This is a genomic window from Halomonas sp. WWR20, from assembly GCF_054602495.1.
In genome coordinates this window covers 310,553-331,526 of record NZ_JBTRHR010000003.1, presented here as the reverse complement: position 1 = coordinate 331,526, position 20,974 = coordinate 310,553, and the positions used below count along the sequence as shown (strand labels likewise).

At 57.8% G+C, this 20,974-nt stretch carries 20 protein-coding genes; 12 read left to right on the top strand and 8 right to left on the bottom strand.

The annotated features are described in order from the left end of the window. Nucleotides 1-237 precede the first annotated feature (237 nt). Nucleotides 238-1,566 (top strand): MFS transporter, encoded by a 1,329-nt coding sequence (locus tag ACW4DH_RS07990; protein ID WP_459635842.1) that lies wholly within the window; start codon nt 238-240, stop codon nt 1,564-1,566. A gap of 7 nt (nt 1,567-1,573) precedes the next feature. Here ACW4DH_RS07990 and ACW4DH_RS07985 read toward each other — a convergent pair whose 3' ends face one another. From ACW4DH_RS07985 to ACW4DH_RS07975, 3 genes are all read right to left on the bottom strand, one after another. Beyond that, complete coding sequence (locus ACW4DH_RS07985; protein WP_459635841.1) at nt 1,574-2,341, bottom strand: VOC family protein; 768 nt, start codon at nt 2,339-2,341, stop codon at nt 1,574-1,576. Between the two features lie 357 nt (nt 2,342-2,698). Further along, the gene (locus tag ACW4DH_RS07980) at nt 2,699-2,968 is read right to left on the bottom strand and encodes a GrxA family glutaredoxin (protein WP_459635840.1); all 270 of its coding nucleotides are present in this window, start codon (nt 2,966-2,968) and stop codon (nt 2,699-2,701) included. A 183-nt stretch (nt 2,969-3,151) separates the two neighbouring features. After that, nucleotides 3,152-3,991 (bottom strand): inositol monophosphatase family protein, encoded by an 840-nt coding sequence (locus tag ACW4DH_RS07975; RefSeq protein WP_459635839.1) that lies wholly within the window; start codon nt 3,989-3,991, stop codon nt 3,152-3,154. 128 nt (nt 3,992-4,119) lie between these two features. Here ACW4DH_RS07975 and hybE point away from each other — a divergent pair, with 128 nt between their 5' ends. Further along, complete coding sequence (gene hybE / locus ACW4DH_RS07970; protein ID WP_459635838.1) at nt 4,120-4,548, top strand: [NiFe]-hydrogenase assembly chaperone HybE; 429 nt, start codon at nt 4,120-4,122, stop codon at nt 4,546-4,548. 64 nt (nt 4,549-4,612) lie between these two features. After that, the gene (locus ACW4DH_RS07965) at nt 4,613-5,389 is read left to right on the top strand and encodes a 3-hydroxybutyrate dehydrogenase (protein WP_459635837.1); all 777 of its coding nucleotides are present in this window, start codon (nt 4,613-4,615) and stop codon (nt 5,387-5,389) included. Between the two features lie 18 nt (nt 5,390-5,407). Here ACW4DH_RS07965 and ACW4DH_RS07960 read toward each other — a convergent pair whose 3' ends face one another. From ACW4DH_RS07960 to ACW4DH_RS07945, 4 genes are all read right to left on the bottom strand, one after another. Continuing rightward, a complete protein-coding gene (locus tag ACW4DH_RS07960) occupies nt 5,408-5,944 on the bottom strand; it encodes a response regulator transcription factor (protein WP_459635836.1) in 537 nt (178 codons plus the stop codon). A gap of 34 nt (nt 5,945-5,978) precedes the next feature. Continuing rightward, entirely contained in the window at nt 5,979-7,241 is a 1,263-nt protein-coding gene (locus tag ACW4DH_RS07955; protein ID WP_459635835.1) for an ATP-binding protein, read from the bottom strand. 150 nt (nt 7,242-7,391) lie between these two features. Beyond that, nucleotides 7,392-7,991 carry an exopolysaccharide biosynthesis protein gene (locus ACW4DH_RS07950; RefSeq protein ID WP_459635834.1) on the bottom strand — a complete coding sequence of 200 codons (600 nt, stop codon included), beginning with the start codon at nt 7,989-7,991 and terminating at the stop codon, nt 7,392-7,394. Nucleotides 7,992-8,687: 696 nt separating this feature from the next. Further along, nucleotides 8,688-9,005: a hypothetical protein gene (locus ACW4DH_RS07945; RefSeq protein ID WP_459635833.1), complete on the bottom strand. Its 318-nt coding sequence runs from the start codon at nt 9,003-9,005 to the stop codon at nt 8,688-8,690. Nucleotides 9,006-9,837: 832 nt separating this feature from the next. Here ACW4DH_RS07945 and prfC point away from each other — a divergent pair. From prfC to ACW4DH_RS07930, 3 genes are all read left to right on the top strand, one after another. Continuing rightward, entirely contained in the window at nt 9,838-11,427 is a 1,590-nt protein-coding gene (gene prfC, locus ACW4DH_RS07940) for a peptide chain release factor 3 (RefSeq protein ID WP_459635832.1), read from the top strand. Nucleotides 11,428-11,549: 122 nt separating this feature from the next. Continuing rightward, nucleotides 11,550-12,023 (top strand): large-conductance mechanosensitive channel protein MscL, encoded by a 474-nt coding sequence (gene mscL, locus ACW4DH_RS07935; protein ID WP_459635831.1) that lies wholly within the window; start codon nt 11,550-11,552, stop codon nt 12,021-12,023. A gap of 74 nt (nt 12,024-12,097) precedes the next feature. Further along, on the top strand, nt 12,098-12,856 hold the full coding sequence (locus ACW4DH_RS07930; RefSeq protein WP_459635830.1) for a TatD family hydrolase: 759 nt from the start codon (nt 12,098-12,100) through the stop codon (nt 12,854-12,856). On the opposite strand, the gene ygfZ is transcribed toward ACW4DH_RS07930, so the two are convergent. After that, the gene (ygfZ, locus tag ACW4DH_RS07925) at nt 12,849-13,901 is read right to left on the bottom strand and encodes a CAF17-like 4Fe-4S cluster assembly/insertion protein YgfZ (protein ID WP_459635829.1); all 1,053 of its coding nucleotides are present in this window, start codon (nt 13,899-13,901) and stop codon (nt 12,849-12,851) included. The genes ACW4DH_RS07930 and ygfZ overlap by 8 nt on opposite strands. A gap of 165 nt (nt 13,902-14,066) precedes the next feature. Here ygfZ and ACW4DH_RS07920 point away from each other — a divergent pair, with 165 nt between their 5' ends. The 6 genes from ACW4DH_RS07920 (at nt 14,067) to livG (ending at nt 20,971) form a co-directional block, all read left to right on the top strand. After that, nucleotides 14,067-14,261, top strand: coding sequence for a hypothetical protein (locus tag ACW4DH_RS07920; protein ID WP_459635828.1), 195 nt, complete (start codon nt 14,067-14,069; stop codon nt 14,259-14,261). A 123-nt stretch (nt 14,262-14,384) separates the two neighbouring features. Continuing rightward, nucleotides 14,385-16,415 (top strand): excinuclease ABC subunit UvrB, encoded by a 2,031-nt coding sequence (gene uvrB, locus ACW4DH_RS07915; protein WP_459635827.1) that lies wholly within the window; start codon nt 14,385-14,387, stop codon nt 16,413-16,415. Nucleotides 16,416-16,805: 390 nt separating this feature from the next. Then, on the top strand, nt 16,806-17,906 hold the full coding sequence (locus tag ACW4DH_RS07910) for a branched-chain amino acid ABC transporter substrate-binding protein (RefSeq protein ID WP_459635826.1): 1,101 nt from the start codon (nt 16,806-16,808) through the stop codon (nt 17,904-17,906). A 113-nt stretch (nt 17,907-18,019) separates the two neighbouring features. Next, on the top strand, nt 18,020-18,940 hold the full coding sequence (gene livH / locus ACW4DH_RS07905) for a high-affinity branched-chain amino acid ABC transporter permease LivH (protein ID WP_459635825.1): 921 nt from the start codon (nt 18,020-18,022) through the stop codon (nt 18,938-18,940). Beyond that, on the top strand, nt 18,940-20,193 hold the full coding sequence (locus ACW4DH_RS07900) for a high-affinity branched-chain amino acid ABC transporter permease LivM (RefSeq protein ID WP_459635824.1): 1,254 nt from the start codon (nt 18,940-18,942) through the stop codon (nt 20,191-20,193). The genes livH and ACW4DH_RS07900 overlap by 1 nt, the downstream gene beginning before the upstream one ends. Nucleotides 20,194-20,239: 46 nt before the next feature. Next, entirely contained in the window at nt 20,240-20,971 is a 732-nt protein-coding gene (gene livG, locus ACW4DH_RS07895) for a high-affinity branched-chain amino acid ABC transporter ATP-binding protein LivG (protein ID WP_459635966.1), read from the top strand. Nucleotides 20,972-20,974: the final 3 nt, after the last annotated feature.

Genomic DNA, 20,974 nt, shown 5'->3' with positions numbered 1-20,974 from the left:
AAAATGTACCAAGCGCCCTTGGGGCTAAGATGAAAGCACCTACCCCGAGGTAACGCACAGGCTTATCCACAGAAATTGTGAATAATTCATTACCCGGTTGAAAAAAATGTCCGAGGGGGATGAAGCCGGGTGCACCGGTGACTAGAATAGCTTCCCTACATTTTGCAGAGCCGTCGGCCGTGCCCACCCCGCGCGGCCTTTTCGTCTTTGCTTTTCAATTCTTCGATGGAGGTCGACTTGCGCAGTTTACCCGCGACGCTGCCTATCCTGTTTCTCTGCGAGATTTTCTTTCTCCTGGGTCATGGCCTGATCATGACCCTGCTCGGTGTACGCATGTCACTGGAGGGGTTTCCTTCGCAAATGGCGGGGCTCCTGATGTCGAGCTTCTCGCTGGGCTTTGTGCTCGGCAGCTATTTTATTGAAAAGCGGATCCGCTCGGTGGGCCATATCCGCGTGTTTGCAGCGTGTGCCGCCGTGCTGGCGGCCACTGCCATGCTGCACGGCTTATGGATCAACCCCTGGCCCTGGCTGGTCTGGCGCGTAGCCGGCGGTGCCGCAACGGCGGGTCTGCTGATGGTGATGGAGTCCTGGGTGTCGGGGGAATCCACGAACGAGAATCGAGGCAAGGTGCTGGGCTGGTACATGGTCATTTCCACCCTGTCCCTGGCGGGTGGACAGTGGATGCTGAACCTGGCTGATCCGGCCACTGTGGCCTTGTTCTCTATAACAGGAATCTTGTTTGCGCTGTCGCTGGTGCCGTTGTCGATCTATCGTATTCATGGCCCGTCGACGAGCCACGATGTGGCGCACAAGATCAAATTGCGGGAACTGTTCAGGCGGGCCCCGGTGGGGTTGGTCGGCGCTTTCACGGCCGGGCTGATGGCTCAGGCCTTCTTTGCCATGACCCCTTACTACGGTCAGGAAATCGGCTTGAGCACTAGTCAAACCGCCCAGTTCATGGCGATCACCACCATGGTCGCGCTGGTTGCGCAATGGACACTGGGACGCGTGTCGGACCGCATCGATCGGCGTAAGGTAATCCTTTGCATGGCTGTCGTCATGGCGGTTACTGGCAGCTTGATTTCTCTGGCGGCCGGTTATAGTTACCTGGCGCTGTTGTTCGTTGCCTGTCTGCATACGGCCATGCTGCATACTCTGTATTCATTGAGCCTGGCACATACCCATGACTGGTTGGAGCCGGCCGAGATCATCGCGGCCAACTCCAAGCTGATGATCTGGTACGGCATCGGCTCGATCATCGGCCCGTTCAGTGCTTCTCTGGTCATGCAGTTGGTCGGTCCCGAGGGGTTGTGGTTCTTCCTGGGAGCGGCTGCATTGCTACTGGCAATCTTCGTCACGATCCGTCTGGCCGGCCGTCGGGGACGCCGCGAGCCTGAGGTGGAACAAGAGCCCTTCGCTCCGGTGCCGCTGATGGAAACAACCCATTACTTCGAACTCGACCCACGCCAGGAGCTACAGCAGCTCGAGTTCGATTTCGAGATTCATGAAGACAACGACGAGGATCCGTCCCTGGACGATTCCGAAGTGCAGCGCAAGGTTGCCTGACGGCCATTCAGGCGAATTCGCAGCGAGTATGGTGGGGCAGTAGGAACTCGGCTGAACGTTCCTGCTTGCCTGGCAGGCATTTCTGTACCAAGGCGATCCCTCCCGAGACGATACGGTGCTCGTCGCCTTGGGCAAATGTCAGCTTCTGCGAACAGCACGGATAGTAGCGGTAACTGAGCAAGGGCGAGACCGGGAATAAGCCTTGCTGGCGGTCGGCGCTGCCGGTAAGTCCGCTTTCCTGCATGGCACGGTCAAGCATCACCAGGTTGCTGCCGAGGGAGTCACAATCGAAGCCGGCATGATGCAACCTGGGACCCATGGCGGCCAGCCATGCCGCTAGGGGGTGCGCCTCCTGCAGTATCTGATAGGTCGGCCAGTCCGGCATCGGCCAAGGGCGGCCCCGGCACAACAGGTTTTGCCCTCTGGCATCCTGAGGGTGGGCCTGTTCGACCAGGCTCTCCAGGGCCTGACGAGGCTCGCGGGTAAGGGCGCCCAACTGCAACTCCGCCAGCACCAGCCAAGGCCCATGGTCGCGAGGAGACAGCAGCGTAATCAGCAGGCCGCGGTCCGCCACGGCGTAGCTGCCCATCCGGTGATAGCCGAAACGATACAAGCCTGGCAGGAGCGAGGCCGTGTCCATAGGCCGCTTGTCGAGCGTCAGCAGAACAAGGTATTCGGCTAGCTGCTCCACAGGCCATAAGCGCATGTCCCCTATATCGGGGTGCTGGTGGATATAGTCGAGCCAAAGCTGTTGAAGAAATTCCATGCGCTGCATAGCCATGCCCCCCTGAAAAGCTTCGTTAGCCAGCCCTGGACGACGCCGTTTCCCGTACTGTCCATATTTGAAAGCCTGGGATCTGTCGGGGGTGAGCCGTCTGGGTTTTTCTTAGGCTGGCCAACCTACTGCTGGGATAGTTATTGGTGGGTATCAGGTCCTCATGGTGCATACCATGTTGCCTGTCCATTTCAGGAGTATAGGCACAGAGTCACCAGGACCATTCAACGCTTTGCAACGTTTAGGGGGGCGAAAGCAATTGCCGCCAGCAAGCGCTGGCGGCGAAGGGAAGCAAGACGAGATGCTGCCTGTCTGATAGTCAGCGTCTGGGAATAGCCTAAAGGCTTGAGGCCGACATTAGACGCTAGCGGGCATCAATTCGTTATCGCGAACATACTGATCGAACTCGGTGAAGCCACCAATATGGGTCTGATCGACAAAAATCTGCGGTACGGTGTCCACCGGTTTGCCGATAGTTTTTTCCATGTCGGCCTTGGTGATACCTTCTTCATGGATATCGATATAACGATAGCCAAAATCGTCACGCGCTTCGCTGAGCTGTTCGGCTAGTTCCTTGGCGCGAACGCAAAAAGGACAGCCCGGGCGTCCGAAAATAACGGTGAGCATTTATCTCTCCTAAAGTAAGTGAAGAGCAGATGAATTTTTGGCCATTGTTTCGTATTTTCCATACGGATACCAATAGTGCCTGCCTACATCATTGATTATATCCCGCTATAACGATGCTAATGACCTGCGTATGGAGTTGAGAAACGAGTGCTCTGCGAAATTCAGTCTGCCGAAGAAAGGCGGTCAGGATAAATCATCCGCGCTCGGGGCGTCGAGCTGACCGGCATCCGCTCGCTTCAAAAGCTCTCTGAGCGGTGTATAGATGTTAGCTGATGCTACCAGGAGATTTTCACCATAAAGGTCTGCCGGCATATGATCCGGAACGTCATACAGGTGTCCGGTACGGGCGCCGGCTTCCCGCGATATGAGCAAGCCCGCAGCAAAATCCCAGGGCGACACGCTTTCGTAGTAAGCATCGAGACGTCCACAGGCCACGTTGCACAAGTCGAGCGCCGCAGAACCGTTGCGTCGGATATCCCGGCACTGGTTAAGCACCGCGGTCAGACGTCTGAGCAGTGGAGTGCGTCCATCACGGCGATAGGGGAAACCGGTACCTACCAGGCTGTACGTGAGTTCCTTTACCTCGGCGGTTCTGATCGGCTTGCCATTCAGCGATGCGCCTTCTCCACGGATTGCGGTATATGTCTCGCCGAGGAAAGGGGCATGAACGACCCCAAGGCGGACCTTGCCATCTTTGGCCCAGGCGATGGAAACCGCGACATGGGGGTGACCATAAGCGAAATTGACGGTGCCATCGATGGGATCGACGATCCACAGAGGCCCATCCTTATGCAATGTGTCCCGCTCCGGGGAGAGCTCTTCGGTCAGGCGCGCCTCGCCACTGAATTGCTTGTCGAGTTCGCTGGCAATGAGCTTGTCGACGGCGATATCGGTTTCGGTGACGAGTTCGCTGCCTGCCTTGTAATGGTGCGTGAAGTCCTGGGATTGGCGGGCCTCGATAATGCGCTGCCCGGCCAACTCTGCAATACGCACCGCTTCAGCAAGGCGCTCCGATGACTGCATGTTGCTCTCCTGCATTGATGTTCAAATAGGCTGTCACTATAGTCTAACAGCTCGTGGCCGCGGGGTAGCCGTATCAGCCGTCCCTGCCGGCGGCAACGTTCCGTTTTCAGCGATACGGGTAAGCTTCCATGCAGTCTCTATCTCTCCGGCACTATTCTCGGCTTCGGCATCTGGCGTCCTGCTATACAGGCCAGCATGCCGCCGAGCATAAACATGGTGAACGGCGGAATCCGCGCCTGGGAGTCGATGCACTGTGCTTTCAATGGCATTTCGAAGAACTGCTTGGCGTGTTGATGACCCCCTTATCGCTTTCGCTGGTCTTGGTCGAGCCGCTATCCAGCCCGGCCGACACGGACAAGGCCAAGGCCAAGGCAGTGGAAGACCGTGTCGTGGCGCTGCCAAGTGGCAACTACCCGATGCGTGGCGAATGGGTCGTCGGCGATGGAGCGTTGTGGCGCTGTGAGCTGCTGGATGATCTACGCGAGCTTGACGGCATGTTGGAAGCCAGTCGCTTAGCGCAGCGTCTGATGCAGCAAGTGATGACCCCCACGGCTTGAGGTAGCGCGAGCGCTCTGGACCGACGTATGCTGAAAGTCATTTCCCATCGTCAAGGAGCGCACGATGAGCATAACCTCCACTCCCGGTAATCCCCGCGTCGCTCTGGTGACCGGCACGGCTAGCGGTATCGGTGAGGCTGTCGTCAAACTGTTCTGTCAGGAAGGGATGCAAGTGCTGGCGGTCGATGCCAGCGCTGCGGGCGAGAACGTCGCCGAAGCGGCGGGAGCGGCTTTCTTCCACGCCGACCTGACCCAGGCCGGTGCATGTCGCCAGGCGGTCGAGGAAGCGGTTAAACGCTTCGGACATGTCGATGTTCTGGTCAATAATGCGGGCATACAGCATATAGCGACTATCGAGGAGTTTCCCGAAGCAAGATGGCGTCAGATGATGGATCTGATGCTGACGGCGCCGTTTTTGCTCAGCCAAGCCGTCTGGCCGTATATGCGCCAAGCGCAATGGGGAAGGATCATCAATATCGCCTCGATCCATTCCCAGGTGGCCTCGGCCGGCAAGGTAGCCTATGTCAGTGCCAAGCATGGCTTGATTGGATTGACACGCACGGCCGCATTGGAAGGCGGGGCAGACGGTATTACCGCCAACGCGCTATGTCCGGCCTACGTGCAGACGCCGCTGGTGGAGAGCCAGATTGCCGATCAGGCGAAAATACATGCCCTGAGCGAGCAGGAAGTCGTCGCTAACGTACTGTTGAAAAATGCGGCGATCAAGCGATTGATCGATCCTTCCGAAGTGGCATTGCTAGTGGCTTATCTGGCGTCGGAGAATGCCGGTGCGGTGACCGGGGCCAGTTGGAACATCGATCTCGGCTGGACGGCGCAATAGCGGGCGTCAATCGCTCGCTCAATGCCTGACAGGACGCTTCTGAAGCTTGCGTTGCAGCGTGCGGCGGTGCATGCCTAGTGCACGGGCGGTGGCGGAGATATTACCGTCATGTTCCTGCAGTACTTTCTGAATGTGCTCCCAGGTGACCCGATTGATCGAGGGCGGCGTCTCGGAAATGTTGATATCCGGATCGCCTACCTCGCGATTCAGCGCCATCAGGATTTCATCTGCGTCGGCGGGCTTGCAGAGGTAATTGACGGCACCGAGCTTAATGGCTTCGACGGCCGTGGCGATGCTTGAATAGCCTGTCAGCACCACGACACGGCAGTCAGGCGCTAAATCCAGCAGCTCGGGAAGCAGCTTGAGCCCCGAGGTTTCTTCCAGTTTCAGATCCAGTGTCGCTAGAGTCGGGGGCATCTGCTGGGCGAGCTGTAACGCTTCGGCGGCGGTTTGTGCCGTAACGACATCGAATCCACGCCGACGCATGGCTCTTGCCATGACAAAGCAGAACTGTTCATCGTCATCGATTATCAACAAGCGTTCAGAGGAGGTCATGCGATTTCCTTCAGGAGCGTGCAGGTCAAATGGTCTATTTGGCCGGGGTTCGGGGCAGTTTGACCTCGGTTAGGGTACCACCTTCCTCATGGTTAAAAAGACTGACGCCACCGCCGAAGCGGTTGATAGTGGCGTGGGTTAGAAACAGGCCGATGCCCATGCCCTTGCTCTTCGTCGACACAAAGGTGTCCCCCAACTGGTCGGCTATTGACATTGCGATGCCCGGACCATGGTCACGGATATCGATAACCACTTCCTCCTGATTCCAGTCCAGGCTGATGAGGACATTGTCGGGATTGGCATCGGCGGCATTGTTCAGCAGGTTCATCAACGCCTGCTCCAGCGTCGCGTCGACCGCGATCCAGGGCGTTCCCCGCTTGCCAAGCTTCTCTGTACGGTGACTGACATCGGGACGCAATACCAGCCAGCGCTGAATGACCTCATTCAGCCAAGCCTCGGCAGGCCGCGCCTCGGGCTTGGCCAGGCGCCGCCTATCGGCATTGGCCACTAGATGCTGCAGTCGTGACTTGCAGGTGTCGACCTGGTTGCGCAGCAGATCGATATCCTCCATTAGCAGGGGATTGTCGTGGGCATCCGCCCGCATTTCCTTGAGCAACACGGCCATAGTGGAAAGCGGCGTTCCCAGCTCGTGGGCGGTGCCTGCCGCCTGGGTGGCGACTGCCAGCACCTGTTCATTGCGCAGGGCGGCCTCGCGCGTGCGTGACAGCGTATGATCGCGACGACGCAGGGCCAGGGCCATCTTGAAGATGAAGAAGGTGACCAGACCCGCGGACAAGCCGAAATTCAGCCACATGCCAAGAATATGTAGGCGAATGTCGGTCCCCACAAAACTATTGCTGAGTTGCGGCACGGGTTCGAAAAACAACATGAGAAGCGTATAACCGGCCATCGCGGCACTGGCGATAATCCAGGCGTAAAGCCACGGCAAAGTCGCCGCGGCAATGGTGACGGGAACCAGGTAATAGGTAATGAAAGGATTGGTCGAGCCGCCGGTAAAATAAAAAAGCAGCGTCAGACCGGCGATATCGGTGAGCAAGTGCAGCAGATACTCGGTGTCGGTGATGGCACGGGGCCGACCCAATCGCCACCATGTCGCCACGTTGACCATGCCCATGGCGACGATAATGGCGATTACGGGTATGACATGAAGCTGGAATCCCAGCATTTCGATGCCGAAGATGATGGCGGCGAGAAACCCTGTCCAGGTGATGCCACGGACGATGGTCAGGCGGACCAGGTTACGGTTCGGGGTAGACAGGGGCAGCGGCTGATGCATGACGGCTCCACATTGCACGTCTGCCTATCATACCTGAAGCCGCGTACCGCAGCAGTTCTACACCCACACCGCGCCTTTGGCCCTGGTGCTACCTCAGTAGTGGGGCGGGACGTAACCGTCTGATCCGTCTCGCCATTGCCAGCGCCCCGTTTACAGGAACCGGTAAAGAAGGATCCCGAGACCTGCGAGATAAAGTGCGAGGGTTGCGACAAGCAAGACCCCATCGCGTGCTATGAGACTAAGCCCAATCGCGGACAGCGCAGCACCGGAAAGGCTATTGGCGAAAGGAATCAATTCCAGGGGCGGCATGCTGAAGGCGATAAGCAGGCAGATGATGGCGACCAAAGGAATGGGGGCTCCATGAGTCAGGAACTGCAGGCGAGACTTGATGAATTTGTCGACCCAGCGAGCGCCGGGTTGCAGAAAATGCAGCGCGCTCAGGAAGCGTTCGCGAGGAACAGAGCGCTTCAGCAGCCATTGTGGTAACCAGAAATGCGAGCGTCCCGCGAGTAACTGTCCGGCAATTAACGCTACCAGCACTCCACATAGTGAAGGCAACCCCGGTATCCCACTCAAGGGAGAAAAGACAAGCAGGCCGGGCACCAACAAGAGGGCGCCAAATGAACGACGCCCCACGGCACTGAGCATGGCGTCGATGCTGACTTGCTCGGTATCCTGGTGGCTGCTCGACTGCTCCAGAAAGGCCAGCAATTCTTCAAGATCCTCGGGGTCGTGTCGTTGAGTTTCCATAATGCGTTTCTTGGCATCCGTTTCTTGGCGTCAGGAGTACTTTCGTATCACGTTCTTATCCAAGCGTAGCGAATAAACACCAAGAAAAACAAAGTGCCAGGCGTAGGCGTGTAGGCGACCCTCAAGGATGCCTAGATAAAAAGAGCCTTTTGACTATACGCAGGGGCACATCCATGTGCTGCGACATCCTGTCGAGTACGTATCCTCGTACTCCATCGGCTTCCTGCCTGGTATCGAAGGATACAGTTAACGAAATGACAATTTGATTACTGTTTTGTAAGGTCATGTGGTGGTTAAAGACATCTGGTTCTAGAGGCTTAGTTGTACCCTGAAAAATAACCAATTCATAAAAACAACTTCCGGCTAATATAAGCGGCTTGCGTCGAGTGTTAACTTGCTCGCTTTATAAGCCGTCAGGTAACACGATGTTTAACCGCTCGCGGAGCGTCACTTGCCCCAATTGTCATAAAAACAGCTTCTGGAAAGGCATTCCCAGGCCTACAGACCGGCTACGTTGCCGTTTCTGTCATACCTTCATCACTTCATATGAAGCCTTTACCTGCAATGAGGCGGCACGAGTGTTGGCAAAATTTATCGAGACTGACGCCGAGCAGGATCTCGACGTACTCAGATTCTCGCTGGCGAACCCACAATCTCGGAGTGCCAAAATGTAATGTTCAGAAGGTGGCAGAGTCGTTAGCCTCCTTGGCTATTATAGGGGCCACCGGACCCCCCTTGGTTAGCCTCTTCGGCACCTTGATCGCCTTCGCCACGTGGTTGACTATCGGCATTCGGGGCGCTGATGATATTCTGGTTGCCGTATCCCCTCCGGTATTGATTATCCTGCTGATCATTGACCGTAAAGTAACCGATGCGCTCCCGTTCATTCTGATGATACTTCTCTTGATGAGGGTCCCGAAGGCGGCTCTCTGCGCTTCCTTGCTCCGCTATGGCGGGAATCGTAACGACAAGCGTGGCTATAACTGCCGCTGAAACGAGTGGTTTCTTAAGCACGGTCTTCTCCTTGTCCTCGATCCTGTTTATCGCTGTTGCCGATTTGAAGCATGGCGAGGCCATGCTTGATAAACTTATAGCCTATCGATCACCTGCAGCTGCAATTAATTGAAGGCGCTTTTCGGCAGCGCCCGCTGTCGTCGGCAAGAGACAGCGAACAGGATTGCGACTCAGGTAGCCGGCGCTATTGGCGGCCCATGCCCCGGGTCCATGCGCGACATCGGGACTCGACTTGTCCGGCTTAGCTGAGCGGCCCGGTGTTCGGCTTCGCGGTAAGAATCGAATCGTTCAATGATTGAATATTTGCCGTCATATTCCCGGACCACAGCCCAGCTATCCGGGTGCGCGTTTACCCAGGTTTTATATTTGATGGCTGCAGGGTAGTAGCTGGCTTTCAATGTAAGCACCGCTAAATTGAACTGGCGTTCAATTATAACGCTGCGGCATGCAGCCGTTGCTGATTTATCTAATCTTCCAAGGTTAGATTCTTGGTTAACAGGGCTAGTGACAACCGAGCCAATGTGAAAGACAGAGTGCCGCCGAGAGCCATCCATACCCACGAGGCGTGCGGAGCGGAACGGCGGCACTGAAATCCGATCCGTTGTCCGGAAGAGCCGGCCTCTGGCGCGTCACCTACATGGCTGGAAGCAATGAGCAGAGGGGCACCCGACGAGACCAGCTTCGTCAGGTTGTGCCTCCCCATCCACGTTACTGCTTGGCAGTGGTATGATGCGCGGCATAAGCGTTAGTTAGATGAGTTACTTCACCTATTCAAGCCTGATATTTGGCAAGGGCCAGGACAGGCTTGAGGACAAAATGGCAAAAGCAACACATGTCAGAACCCAAAATAGCCCAACAGACTGGGCTCAGACGTACATTTGCGATCATCAGTCACCCTGATGCGGGCAAAACGACCATTACCGAAAAGATGTTGTTGTTCGGCAATGCCATTCAGTTGGCGGGCTCGGTCAAGAGCAAGCGCGCGGAGCGCCATGCGACATCGGATTGGATGAAGATGGAGCAGGAACGTGGTATCTCGGTGACCACGTCCGTCATGCAGTTCCCCTACAACGGACGCATCGTCAACCTGCTTGATACGCCGGGTCACGAAGACTTCTCTGAAGATACCTACCGCACGCTGACGGCGGTGGATTCGGCACTGATGGTGATTGACGGGGCCAAAGGGGTCGAGGAGCGCACCATCAAGCTGATGGAAGTGTGTCGGTTGCGAACGACGCCGATCCTCACTTTCATCAACAAGATGGACCGCGACATTCGTGATCCCATTGAAGTCATGGATGAAGTGGAAACGGTGCTCAATATCCAATGTGCGCCGATGACTTGGCCGATTGGCATGGGACGTCATTTCAGAGGGGTCTACCATCTCTATAATGATGTGATTCATCTCTATAAGCAGGGCCAGGGCAGCCGTATCCCCGACGATATTCGCATCGAAGGGCTCGACAGCCCCCAAGTCGATGAGACGCTCGGGGCGGATCAGGCCGAAGAACTGCGCATGGAGGTCGAATTGGTACGAGGCGCCTCCCACGAGTTCGATCTCGAAGCGTACCGGCGCGGTGAGTTGACGCCGGTTTATTTTGGTACCGCGATGGGCAACTTCGGGGTTCGAGAGATGCTCGACGGTTTCGTCGAATACGCTCCCGCTCCGCTGGCACGCGAAACCGATACGCGTACGGTCGAAGCGGATGACGAGCGTTTCTCGGGCTTCGTGTTCAAGATCCAGGCTAACATGGATCCCAAACATCGTGACCGCGTGGCCTTCCTGCGGGTCTGCTCAGGCAAATACGACAAGAACATGAAGATGCGCCACGTGCGTATCGGCAAGGATGTCAAGATCGCCGATGCGCTGACGTTCATGGCCGCTGACCGTTCGCATGTCGAAGAAGCCTGGCCGGGAGACATCATCGGATTGCACAACCACGGCACCATTCAGATCGGCGACACGTTCACCGTCGGCGAGGATATGCGTTTCACGGGTATTCCGCACTTTGCGCCTGAACTGTTCCGGCGTGTTCGTTTGCGCGACCCGCTCAAGATGAAGGCGTTACAGAAGGGGCTGCAGCAACTTTCGGAAGAAGGCGCGACGCAGGTGTTCCTGCCGCTGGACAATAACGATTTGATCGTCGGCGCGGTCGGTATGCTGCAGTTCGATGTAGTGGCCCACCGCCTCAAGGAGGAATACAAGGTTGATTGCCTGTACGAACCGGTCAATGTCCAGACCGCACGCTGGATCTACTGCGACGATGCCAAGAAACTCGACGAGTTCAGGCGCAAGGCAAGCCTCAACTTGGCTCTGGATGGTGGCGACTACCTGACCTACCTGGCGCCGACCCGGGTGAACCTGCAAATGACTCAGGAACGCTGGCCGGAGGTGCGCTTCCAGGCCACACGCGAACATTAAAACGCGGGAGCTTGCCGAGGGCCCCCGTCTGGCCAATGCTGAAAAGGCGGTCCATTCCGGTACGCAGTCGATTTTACCGGGCCCAGGGATGAGGGCCGCTTGGCGACAAGGAGTTACACGCTATGGCATCGAAGTTTTTCAAGGAGTTTCGTGAGTTCGCCGTTAAAGGCAACGTCGTCGATATGGCGGTGGGGATTATCATTGGCGGGGCATTCACGCTCATCGTGCAGAGCCTGGTCAAGGATATTCTCAATCCCCTGCTGGGGGTGCTTATCGGTGGTGTGGATTTTTCCAACTTCTTTTGGGTAGTCAAGTCGGGAGCCTTGCCAGGCCCCTACCCGTCGTTGGCCGAGGCACGCGAGGCTGGCGCGGTGACCATCAACTACGGTCTGTTTCTTAATGCTGCGGTCAGTTTCGTTATCGTGGCGTTTGCCGTCTTCCTGCTGGTGCGCACCATCAATCGCCTCAAGCGTGAGGAGACGGTGGCCCCCAAGGCGCCCACCGATAAGGCCTGCCCATTCTGCTTTTTGACGATTCCTCTCAGGGCGACGCGTTGCGGACATTGCACGTCCGAGCTGCCGCCCTCCGATAGTTGAGAATCGCCTGGTTCACTCTGGCCAGACCTCGTCTGATTCTGCGCCGACCGTCTACGCCCGCAAGGAGCACGCTGATGATGATCGATACGCACTGCCATCTGGATTTCGATGATTTCGCGGACGATAGAGACGCCATGTTCGCACGCGCTCACCAGGAGGGAGTGGCGCATTTCGTGGTGCCCGGGACGACCCGTGCCCGCTGGGAGGGGGTCATTGCGTTGGGCAAACGTGACGACGTGAGTCTGTGTCTTGGCCTGCATCCCTATTTCCCGGACGAACACACCGAGCAGGATCTCGAGGCGCTGGAAACCCAGCTCGAGGCACATCCCGAAGTGGTCGCGCTCGGGGAGTGCGGCATCGATGCACGCTTTGACACGCTGGATGCGCAATGGCACTGGTTCGATGCGCAACTCCGCCTGGCCAAGGTGCGCAAGCTCCCCGTGATCATTCATTGCGTGCATGCCAATGACAAGGTGGCCAAACGTCTACGTGAACTCGACCTGCCGGCGGGGGGGATAATACATGCTTTTGCCGGGAGCCCTGAACAGGCGCACCGGTTTCTGGATCTGGGATACCGTATCGGATTGGGGGGAGCTGTCACCTATGACCGGGCGCAGCGTCTACGCCGGGCCGTAGAGGCACTCCCCAACGATGGTTTCGTACTTGAAAGTGATAGCCCGGACATGCCGATAGCCGGATACCAGGGCCAGCGAAACGAGCCTGCCCGGCTACCCTATATCCGTGATTGTATCGCCGAACTTCGTCGGCAGGACCCGGAGACTATCGCCGCACACAGTACGGCGAATGCGCGGCAATTGCTGGGTCTCAGCTAGCGGTCTGGGGCACCAGGCTTTCAGGGTCCAGCCGCTCAACCGCATAGGGCAGTGTCAATGGTGTGAGCGGCACGCCATTGACCTGTAGCGTATCCGGTGTATCGCGTGTGGTCACCACCGCCAGGATTTCAACCTGTCCATCGGCGTCGGCGGCTGCGCGGAATACGTCGCCTAGTTTTTTGCCGTCAGCGTTTTCAACCGGTGTGCCGGGAGAAGGCAGCTCGCTGCCCTCAAGTTTGGCCCGCATCAAGCGCTTCTTGACCTGGCCGCGAAAGTGAGCCCGGGCCACGACTTCCTGTCCGGTATAGCAGCCCTTGCGGAAGCTGATGCCCCCCAGGGCCTCCCAATTGAGCATCTGAGGCAGGTAGGTGTCCTGATGGGCTTGGGTCATCCATGCCAGCCCGGCCTGGATGTCGTGTAGCTGCCATACGGCGTTGCCCACCGGTGTTGCGCTATCGGCCAATCTGTCCCAGAGCGGCGCGGCCTGGTCTTGTGGCGTACAGAGTAAAAAGCGAGGCATGGGACCCGGATGACGAGCGATGAGGGTCTCGCCGGAATGCGTCATGCTCCATTGGCCGGAGGGTACCCTCTTCAGGCAAGTCTCCAGCAGCGCCGGAGCCTCTTCACCGATGAGCCCCAGCAGGGCAATGTCGTCACGAACCGTGATGGCAAGCTTGTAGAAAACCGCAAACTTTCCCAAATGTTCATGCAGCGATACCGTCAGGCGGGTGTCGAGTATCAGCCAGTAGCGTTCGGGAGCCACCTGCAGCAACTGGGCATTGGCCAGCATACGCCCCTTGGCGGTGCAGAAAGCCGTCAAGGGGGCAAAGGTCCCATCGGCTAGCGATACCTGGGTGCTGGTCTGTCCCTGAAGAAAAGCCTTGGCATCCACGCCATCGACTTCAAGCACGCCGAGATGCGGCAGAGGGGCCAGGACTGTTTTTTCCAGAGGCAGGCGTGCCTGATGTCCATCGCCGAAATCGCAACTCTCGGGAGCCGGCATGTGTGCTCCTCGCGCCTCGAGATGGGCCGTCCAATCATTCATGGCAACAACTCCCTGATCAACTGAGTGCGGCGGTATTCGCCCGTAGCATAGAGATTACACTATTGGGACCCTGACGCCTTTTCCAACCGCGGGGCGGTATTCGCCATGCTAGACTGCGGCAATTGCAACGCTGGATTATTCAATCATCGAGACGCTGGAGGCATTATGGCCATTATCTCTTTAAGTTTCGAAGGGGTAAAAACCCTGGATGACGTCAACCGGGTCACGGCCGCGCTCATGATGATCGAGGGCGTCGACAGTGCAGAGGTCGATCGTCATGGCGCCGAAGTCGAGGGCCAGGTGAGGCCTGAAGTACTGATCAACAAGGTCGAGTCGCTGGGGTTCAAGGCGCGTCGCTAGGGACGACCGAATGTACCCTCAATCAACGCCGGAGTCCGCCGCTGTCAGGCAGACCAGGGTAAGCTCTGCTGTCCTGCGAAGACATGCCTTGAACCCGAGGGGCACGAGCCCCATCTGAGAACCATGAGCAAACCATTCCGTATTCAGTCGCAATATCGTCCCGCCGGTGACCAACCTGCCGCCATTCAAAGCCTGATAAGCGGACTGGAAGCCGGGCTGGCCCATCAGACGCTGCTTGGGGTGACCGGCTCCGGCAAGACGTTCACCATTGCCAATGTGGTGGAACATCTGCAGCGTCCCACGATCGTCATGGCGCCCAACAAGACGCTGGCGGCGCAACTGTACGGCGAATTCAAGTCGTTCTTTCCCGACAATGCCGTCGAGTATTTCGTATCTTATTACGATTACTATCAACCTGAAGCCTATGTACCGTCATCGGATACCTTCATCGAGAAGGATGCCTCGATCAATGATCACATCGAGCAAATGCGACTCTCGGCGACCAAGGCATTGCTGGAGCGCCGCGATGCACTGATCGTGGCATCCGTCTCGGCAATCTACGGCCTGGGGGATCCGGCCAAGTACCTGCAGATGGTCATCCATCTCGATCGTGGCGACCGCATCGATCAGCGCGATTTTCTGCGCCGGCTGGCGGAGCTGCAATACACGCGTAACGACATGGATTTTCGTCGCGGTACCTACCGCGTGCGCGGCGATGTCATGGACATCTTTCCCGCCGACTCCGAGGATGAAGCGGTGCGCATCGAGCTGTTCGATGATGAGATCGATACCATCCGGCTGTTCGACCCATTGACCGGCGAAATGCGTGGCAAGCTGCCCCGCGTGACAATCTATCCCAAGACCCACTATGTGACGCCGCGACAGACCATCCTGGATGCCATCGAGTCGATCAAGGAGGAGTTGGCGGAGCGTCTGGCGGTGCTGCGCAAGCAGGATAAGCTGGTCGAGGCCCAGCGGCTGGAGCAACGGACCCTGTATGACATCGAGATGATGCTCGAGTTGGGCTACTGCAACGGCATTGAAAACTATTCCCGCTACCTGTCCGGACGGGCTACGGGAGCGCCGCCACCGACTTTCTTCGACTATCTGCCCGACGATGCCCTGTTGTTCATCGATGAGTCTCACGTCAGTGTTCCGCAAGTGGGAGGCATGTACAAGGGCGACCGTTCGCGCAAGGAAACACTGGTGGAGTATGGCTTTCGCCTACCGTCGGCGCTCGACAACCGGCCGATGACCTTTGCCGAGTGGGAATCGATCATTCCCCAAACGACGTTCGTGTCCGCGACGCCCGGGCCCTATGAGGAAGCGCATGCCGGCCAGGTGGTCGAGCAGGTGGTGCGTCCCACCGGTCTGGTGGACCCCGACGTCGAAGTGCGTCCGGCCACGACTCAGGTCGACGACTTGCTGTCCGAAATCAAGCTGCGCACGGAAGTGGGCGAGCGTGTGTTGGTGACAACGCTGACCAAGCGCATGGCCGAGGACCTCACCGAGTACCTCGATGAGCATGGTATCCGGGTACGTTACCTGCACTCCGACATCGATACCGTGGAGCGGGTCGAGATTATCCGCGATCTGCGTCTGGGCAAGTTCGACGTGCTGGTGGGGATCAACCTGCTGCGTGAGGGGCTGGATATCCCGGAGGTCTCTTTGGTGGCGATTCTCGATGCCGATAAGGAGGGGTTCCTGCGTGCCGTACGCTCGTTGATCCAGACCATCGGCCGCGCTGCACGTAATGCCAACGGCAAAGCGATTCTCTATGGCGATCGGATTACTGACTCGATGCGGCGTGCCATCGACGAGACTGAACGACGCCGAAACAAGCAGATCGCTCATAACGAGAAGCATGGCATCACCCCGCGTACCGTGACCCGCTCGGTAGCCGATATCATGGAAGGCGCTCAGGTACCGGGCAAGAAGGGCGGTCGCAAACGCGCCGAGCAGCGTGTGGCTGAGGCGCCTGGCCAATATACGCCAGAGGCGCTGCGTGACATGAGCACCGAGCAGCTTGGCCGGGAAGTCTCCAAGCTGGAGGATGCCATGTTCGAAGCGGCGCAGAATCTTGAATTCGAGGAAGCGGGACGCCTGCGCGATCAGTTGCATACCTTGAAGGCGCGCTTGATAGAGTTGGGTTAGTGGATTCCCGCTTTGGTCATCGGGCCTCTTCACCGCCTCGGCAGGATGCTTATCCCCGCCGAGGCGGTATTTCCTCCGTCAATTCATCTCCGTTATCGGTTCTCTCTGTCCTCTATCGAGAAATCCCTTCTCGGCACAAAAACCATTCAACTGCTTTCACTGCCCAGGAGGCATGTTTCCTCTGGCATCTACCGCTTCGGAAGAGGTTAACGCCAAGAAGGCGGCTCTTGTCAGGGCCGTGTTGGCATGAAGGGGGCGGTGTGCTTGGAGAAGGCAAACGTTACGTGTCTTTACAGCCCGCTTTTCCAAGGCCAATAATGATGCCGGTTGGCCGTGTACGTGCGGCGGGGTTCAGAAATAACAACGAGATAAAATCACATGAAAAATATAATGCGTAAGTCTCTGTTGACGTTGGCGGTTGGTGCAGGGATGACCAGCCTCTGCGCACAAGCCGAAATTACCATCGGGCTAGCCGGACCGGTTACCGGGCCGGTGGCGCAGTATGGGGACATGCAGTTTACGGGCGCCGAAATGGCTATCGAGCAGATTAATGAGCGAGGTGGCGTCAACGGAGAAATGCTTAAAGGCGTGAAGTACGATGATGCCTGCGAACCCAAACAGGCCGTTGCGGTAGCCAACCAGATTGTCAACGATGGCGTGCAGTTCGTCGTCGGGCACCTCTGCTCGAGCGCGACCCAGCCCGCTTCCGACATCTATGCTGAAGAAGGCATCCTGATGATTACCGCGGCGTCGACCAGCCCGGACATCACCGAAGCCGGCTACGAGACGGTGTTCCGTACCATCGGGCGTGACGATGCCCAGGGACCGGTGGCCGGTCGCTTCATCGCCGAGCATATCAAGCCCGAGCGAATGGCGATCATTCATGACAAGCAGCAGTACGGTGAGGGTGTCGCCACAGCGGTGAAAGATACCGTCGATGAGGCGGGCGTCAATGTGGTGCTATTCGAAGGCATCACGGCGGGACAGCAGAACTTCTCGTCGCTGATTTCCAAGCTCAAGCGCGAAAACGTCGATTTCGTCTATTACGGTGGCTACCATCCGGAACTGGGCTTGATCCTGCGCCAGGCCAGTGAGTTGGGGTTCGACGCGCAGTTCATGGGGCCTGAAGGCGTGGGCAATCCGGATATTTCCAAGATTGCCGGCGAGGCGTCCGAAGGGCTATTGGTCACGCTGCCTCAGGCGTTCGAAACCGATCCCAAGAATGCCGAACTCGTTGCAGCCTTCGAGGCCAAGAATCAGGACCCTTCGGGACCCTTCGTCATGCCGGCCTACACTGCCGTACAGTTGATGGCCGAGGGCATGCGGGCCACGGGGTCGACCGACCCCTTCGATGTGGCCGAATATCTGCACCAGAACACTTTCGAAACGCCGATCGGTGAAGTCAAATATGATGAGAACGGCGATCTCGAAGAGTTCAACTTCGTGGTCTTTAACTGGCACGCCGACGGCAGCAAAACCGAGGCCGAGTAGTCTGGCGCATTGACAGCTCCAATCCCATCCGCTAATTGACCGTCGCCGTTGGCGACGGTCTCTTACGCTTGGCTGGCCATAAGCCGGCGGGCGTCTTTGCGCAGGTAACTCCAATGGAAGCTTTGCTCTACTTCCTGCAGCAGGTGATCAACGGCCTTACCATAGGCAGCACCTATGCGCTGATCGCCATCGGCTACACCATGGTTTATGGCATCATCGGCATGATCAATTTCGCCCATGGCGAGATTTACATGATCTCGACCTATGTCGCGTTCATCGTCATTACCGGCCTGTCGATGATGGGGATCGATAGCACGATATTTTTAATGGCAGCGGCGCTACTGGTGGCAATCATCGTTGCCAGTGCGCATGCCTTCGCCGTGGAGCGGGTGGCCTATCGGCCGGTGCGCGGTTCGAAGCGGCTGATTGCGCTGATTTCCGCCATCGGCATGTCCATTTTTCTGCAGAATTACGTCCTGTTGGCACAGGGTTCACGCGACAAGGCGATTCCCAGCCTATTGCCGGGAGGCTGGGAGTTTGGCGGTGATGGCTTCGCCGTCAACCTTTCCTACATGCAGATCATCATCTTTGGCGTCACGCTGGTCAGCATGACGCTGCTGGCGCTGTTCATCTCACGCTCGAGGTTGGGGCGCGCATGCCGTGCCTGCTCTCAGGATCGCGGGATGGCCAACCTGCTGGGTATCAATACCGACTTGGTGATCTCCATGACATTCGTCATCGGCGCGGCGTTGGCCGCGGTGGCGGGCTTGCTGCTGGGGATGTACTACGGGGTGGTCAACCCCTACATCGGATTCCTGGCCGGGCTCAAGGCGTTTACCGCTGCCGTGCTGGGGGGAATCGGCAGTGTCCCTGGGGCGGTGCTCGGTGGCTTGATTCTGGGGGTGGCCGAGGCCTTGACCGGAGGCTATCTGTCGACGGAATACAATGACGTGGTCTCCTTCGGCCTGCTGATTCTGATCCTGCTATTTCGGCCCTGGGGCATTCTCGGCAAACCCGAAGTGGAGAAGATCTGATGTCTGGAAAGTTTCTACCTGCGATCTTCGCCGCCGGTCTGACCCTGTTGCTGGGGGCTTCGATGCTGGGCGTTCAGCTCGAATCCAGTGGTGTCGATACTATCGTGGTCGTGCATGGGCCGATGACCTGGCTCTGGCTGGCGCTTGCGGCCGGCGTCGTATTCCTCTATCAGCTGTTCAGAGAGCGCTTCCAGCGCATGCGCCAGCATGTGCGACAGGGCTCACGTTTACGGCTGCCCGCGTTTTTGGAGAACCCCGCGCAACGCCGCCTGATGATCGCGCTGTCCATTGGCGCGTTGTTGTTGTTCCCTTTTCTTGCCCAGCGCAGTGCCGTGGACATTGCGACGCTCACCCTGATCTATGTGATGCTGGGGCTGGGGTTGAATGTCGTGGTGGGGCTGGCGGGGCTGCTCGACCTGGGCTATGTCGGCTTCTATGCGATAGGCGCCTATACGTATGCGCTGCTCAACAGCTATTTCGGCTTTACGTTCTGGGAGGCGCTGCCGCTTGCCGGCGCAATGACGGCACTGTGTGGATACTTGCTGGGGTTCCCGGTACTGCGCTTGCGGGGCGATTACCTGGCGATCGTGACCCTGGGATTTGGCGAGATCATCCGTATCCTGCTCAATAACCTGACCGGGATCACCGGCGGGCCCAACGGCATTTCACGCATCCCCGAGCCGTCATTGTTCAATTTGCAGTTCGCACGTCGTGCCGATGAAGGTTACACCTCGTTTCACGAGTTCTTCGGCATCGCCTATGACCCTTCGCACAAGGTGATCTATCTCTACATCCTGGCCCTGCTGTTCGCACTGGCCGTGGCCTATGTGATCTATCGCCTGATGCGTATGCCCATTGGGCGTGCCTGGGAGGCACTGCGGGAAGATGACATCGCCTGTCGATCGTTGGGCATGAATCCCACCGGGATCAAGTTGTCGGCATTCACCATCGGTGCCAGTTTCGCCGGCATTGCCGGTTCGATCTTCGCCGCACGCCAAGGATTCATCAGCCCGATGTCTTTCACTTTCATCGAGTCGGCCATCGTCTTGGCGATCGTGGTGCTTGGGGGCATGGGCTCGCAACTGGGAGTTATTCTCGCGGCGATCGCCATGACGTTATTGCCTGAACTGGCTCGCGAGTTCAACGAATACCGCATGTTGCTGTTCGGGCTGATCATGGTGCTGATGATGGTCTGGCGTCCGCAAGGGTTGCTACCGCTCAAACGTCCCCAGATGGAGCTCAAACGTGGCTGACTCTTCTTTATCCGGCTCCCCTTTGCTGAGCGTGCATAACCTGACCATGCGCTTCGGGGGACTGCTGGCGGTGGATGGCGTCAGCATGGAAGTCTACCCGCGCGAAGTGGTCTCGATCATTGGGCCCAACGGCGCCGGCAAGACCACGGTATTCAACTGCATCAGCGGTTTTTACCGGCCGACCGGGGGGGAAGTGGTCTTCGAAGGTCGCGCCATGCAACGCCTGCCCGGTTTCAGGATTGCACGGGCCGGGATGGTACGCACCTTCCAGAACGTGCGCCTGTTCAAGGAAATGACGGTTATCGAGAATCTGCTGGTCGCCCAGCACATGCAGGCCGAGCGCAACCTGCTCAGAGGGCTGTTCCTGACCCCGGGATACCGTAAGCGTGAACGTGAACTCATGGATCGAGCGGTGCACTGGTTGGAGCGGGTGGGGCTGGTAGATTACGCCAACCGCGAAGCCGGCAATCTGGCTTACGGCCAGCAGCGACGATTGGAGATCGCGCGTTGCATGGTGACTCAACCCAAACTGCTAATGCTCGACGAGCCGGCGGCGGGCTTGAATCCCAACGAAACCCACGATTTGGACCGCTTGATCGTTCGCCTCAAGGAGGAGGAGGGTATTACCGTGGTATTGATCGAGCATGACATGAGCCTAGTCATGGGCATATCGGATCGAATCTACGTGGTCAACCAGGGCAAGCCGTTGGCCGAAGGCACACCGGAACAGGTGCGTCGCAACCCCGAGGTGATCAAGGCCTATCTGGGCGAGGAGTGAATG

Excerpts from the sequence above, each read along its gene's own strand:
- ACW4DH_RS07985 (WP_459635841.1), bottom strand. The coding sequence starts at position 2,341 with ATGCAGCGCATGGAATTTCTTCAACAGCTTTGGCTCGACTATATCCAC.
- ACW4DH_RS07980 (WP_459635840.1), bottom strand. The coding sequence starts at position 2,968 with ATGCTCACCGTTATTTTCGGACGCCCGGGCTGTCCTTTTTGCGTTCGC.
- ACW4DH_RS07975 (WP_459635839.1), bottom strand. The coding sequence starts at position 3,991 with ATGCAGTCATCGGAGCGCCTTGCTGAAGCGGTGCGTATTGCAGAGTTG.
- hybE (WP_459635838.1), top strand. The coding sequence starts at position 4,120 with ATGCAGTCTCTATCTCTCCGGCACTATTCTCGGCTTCGGCATCTGGCG.
- ACW4DH_RS07965 (WP_459635837.1), top strand. The coding sequence starts at position 4,613 with ATGAGCATAACCTCCACTCCCGGTAATCCCCGCGTCGCTCTGGTGACC.
- ACW4DH_RS07960 (WP_459635836.1), bottom strand. The coding sequence starts at position 5,944 with ATGACCTCCTCTGAACGCTTGTTGATAATCGATGACGATGAACAGTTC.
- ACW4DH_RS07955 (WP_459635835.1), bottom strand. The coding sequence starts at position 7,241 with ATGCATCAGCCGCTGCCCCTGTCTACCCCGAACCGTAACCTGGTCCGC.
- ACW4DH_RS07950 (WP_459635834.1), bottom strand. The coding sequence starts at position 7,991 with ATGGAAACTCAACGACACGACCCCGAGGATCTTGAAGAATTGCTGGCC.
- prfC (WP_459635832.1), top strand. The coding sequence starts at position 9,838 with ATGTCAGAACCCAAAATAGCCCAACAGACTGGGCTCAGACGTACATTT.
- mscL (WP_459635831.1), top strand. The coding sequence starts at position 11,550 with ATGGCATCGAAGTTTTTCAAGGAGTTTCGTGAGTTCGCCGTTAAAGGC.
- ACW4DH_RS07930 (WP_459635830.1), top strand. The coding sequence starts at position 12,098 with ATGATGATCGATACGCACTGCCATCTGGATTTCGATGATTTCGCGGAC.
- ygfZ (WP_459635829.1), bottom strand. The coding sequence starts at position 13,901 with ATGAATGATTGGACGGCCCATCTCGAGGCGCGAGGAGCACACATGCCG.
- ACW4DH_RS07920 (WP_459635828.1), top strand. The coding sequence starts at position 14,067 with ATGGCCATTATCTCTTTAAGTTTCGAAGGGGTAAAAACCCTGGATGAC.
- uvrB (WP_459635827.1), top strand. The coding sequence starts at position 14,385 with ATGAGCAAACCATTCCGTATTCAGTCGCAATATCGTCCCGCCGGTGAC.
- ACW4DH_RS07910 (WP_459635826.1), top strand. The coding sequence starts at position 16,806 with ATGCGTAAGTCTCTGTTGACGTTGGCGGTTGGTGCAGGGATGACCAGC.
- livH (WP_459635825.1), top strand. The coding sequence starts at position 18,020 with ATGGAAGCTTTGCTCTACTTCCTGCAGCAGGTGATCAACGGCCTTACC.
- ACW4DH_RS07900 (WP_459635824.1), top strand. The coding sequence starts at position 18,940 with ATGTCTGGAAAGTTTCTACCTGCGATCTTCGCCGCCGGTCTGACCCTG.
- livG (WP_459635966.1), top strand. The coding sequence starts at position 20,240 with ATGCGCTTCGGGGGACTGCTGGCGGTGGATGGCGTCAGCATGGAAGTC.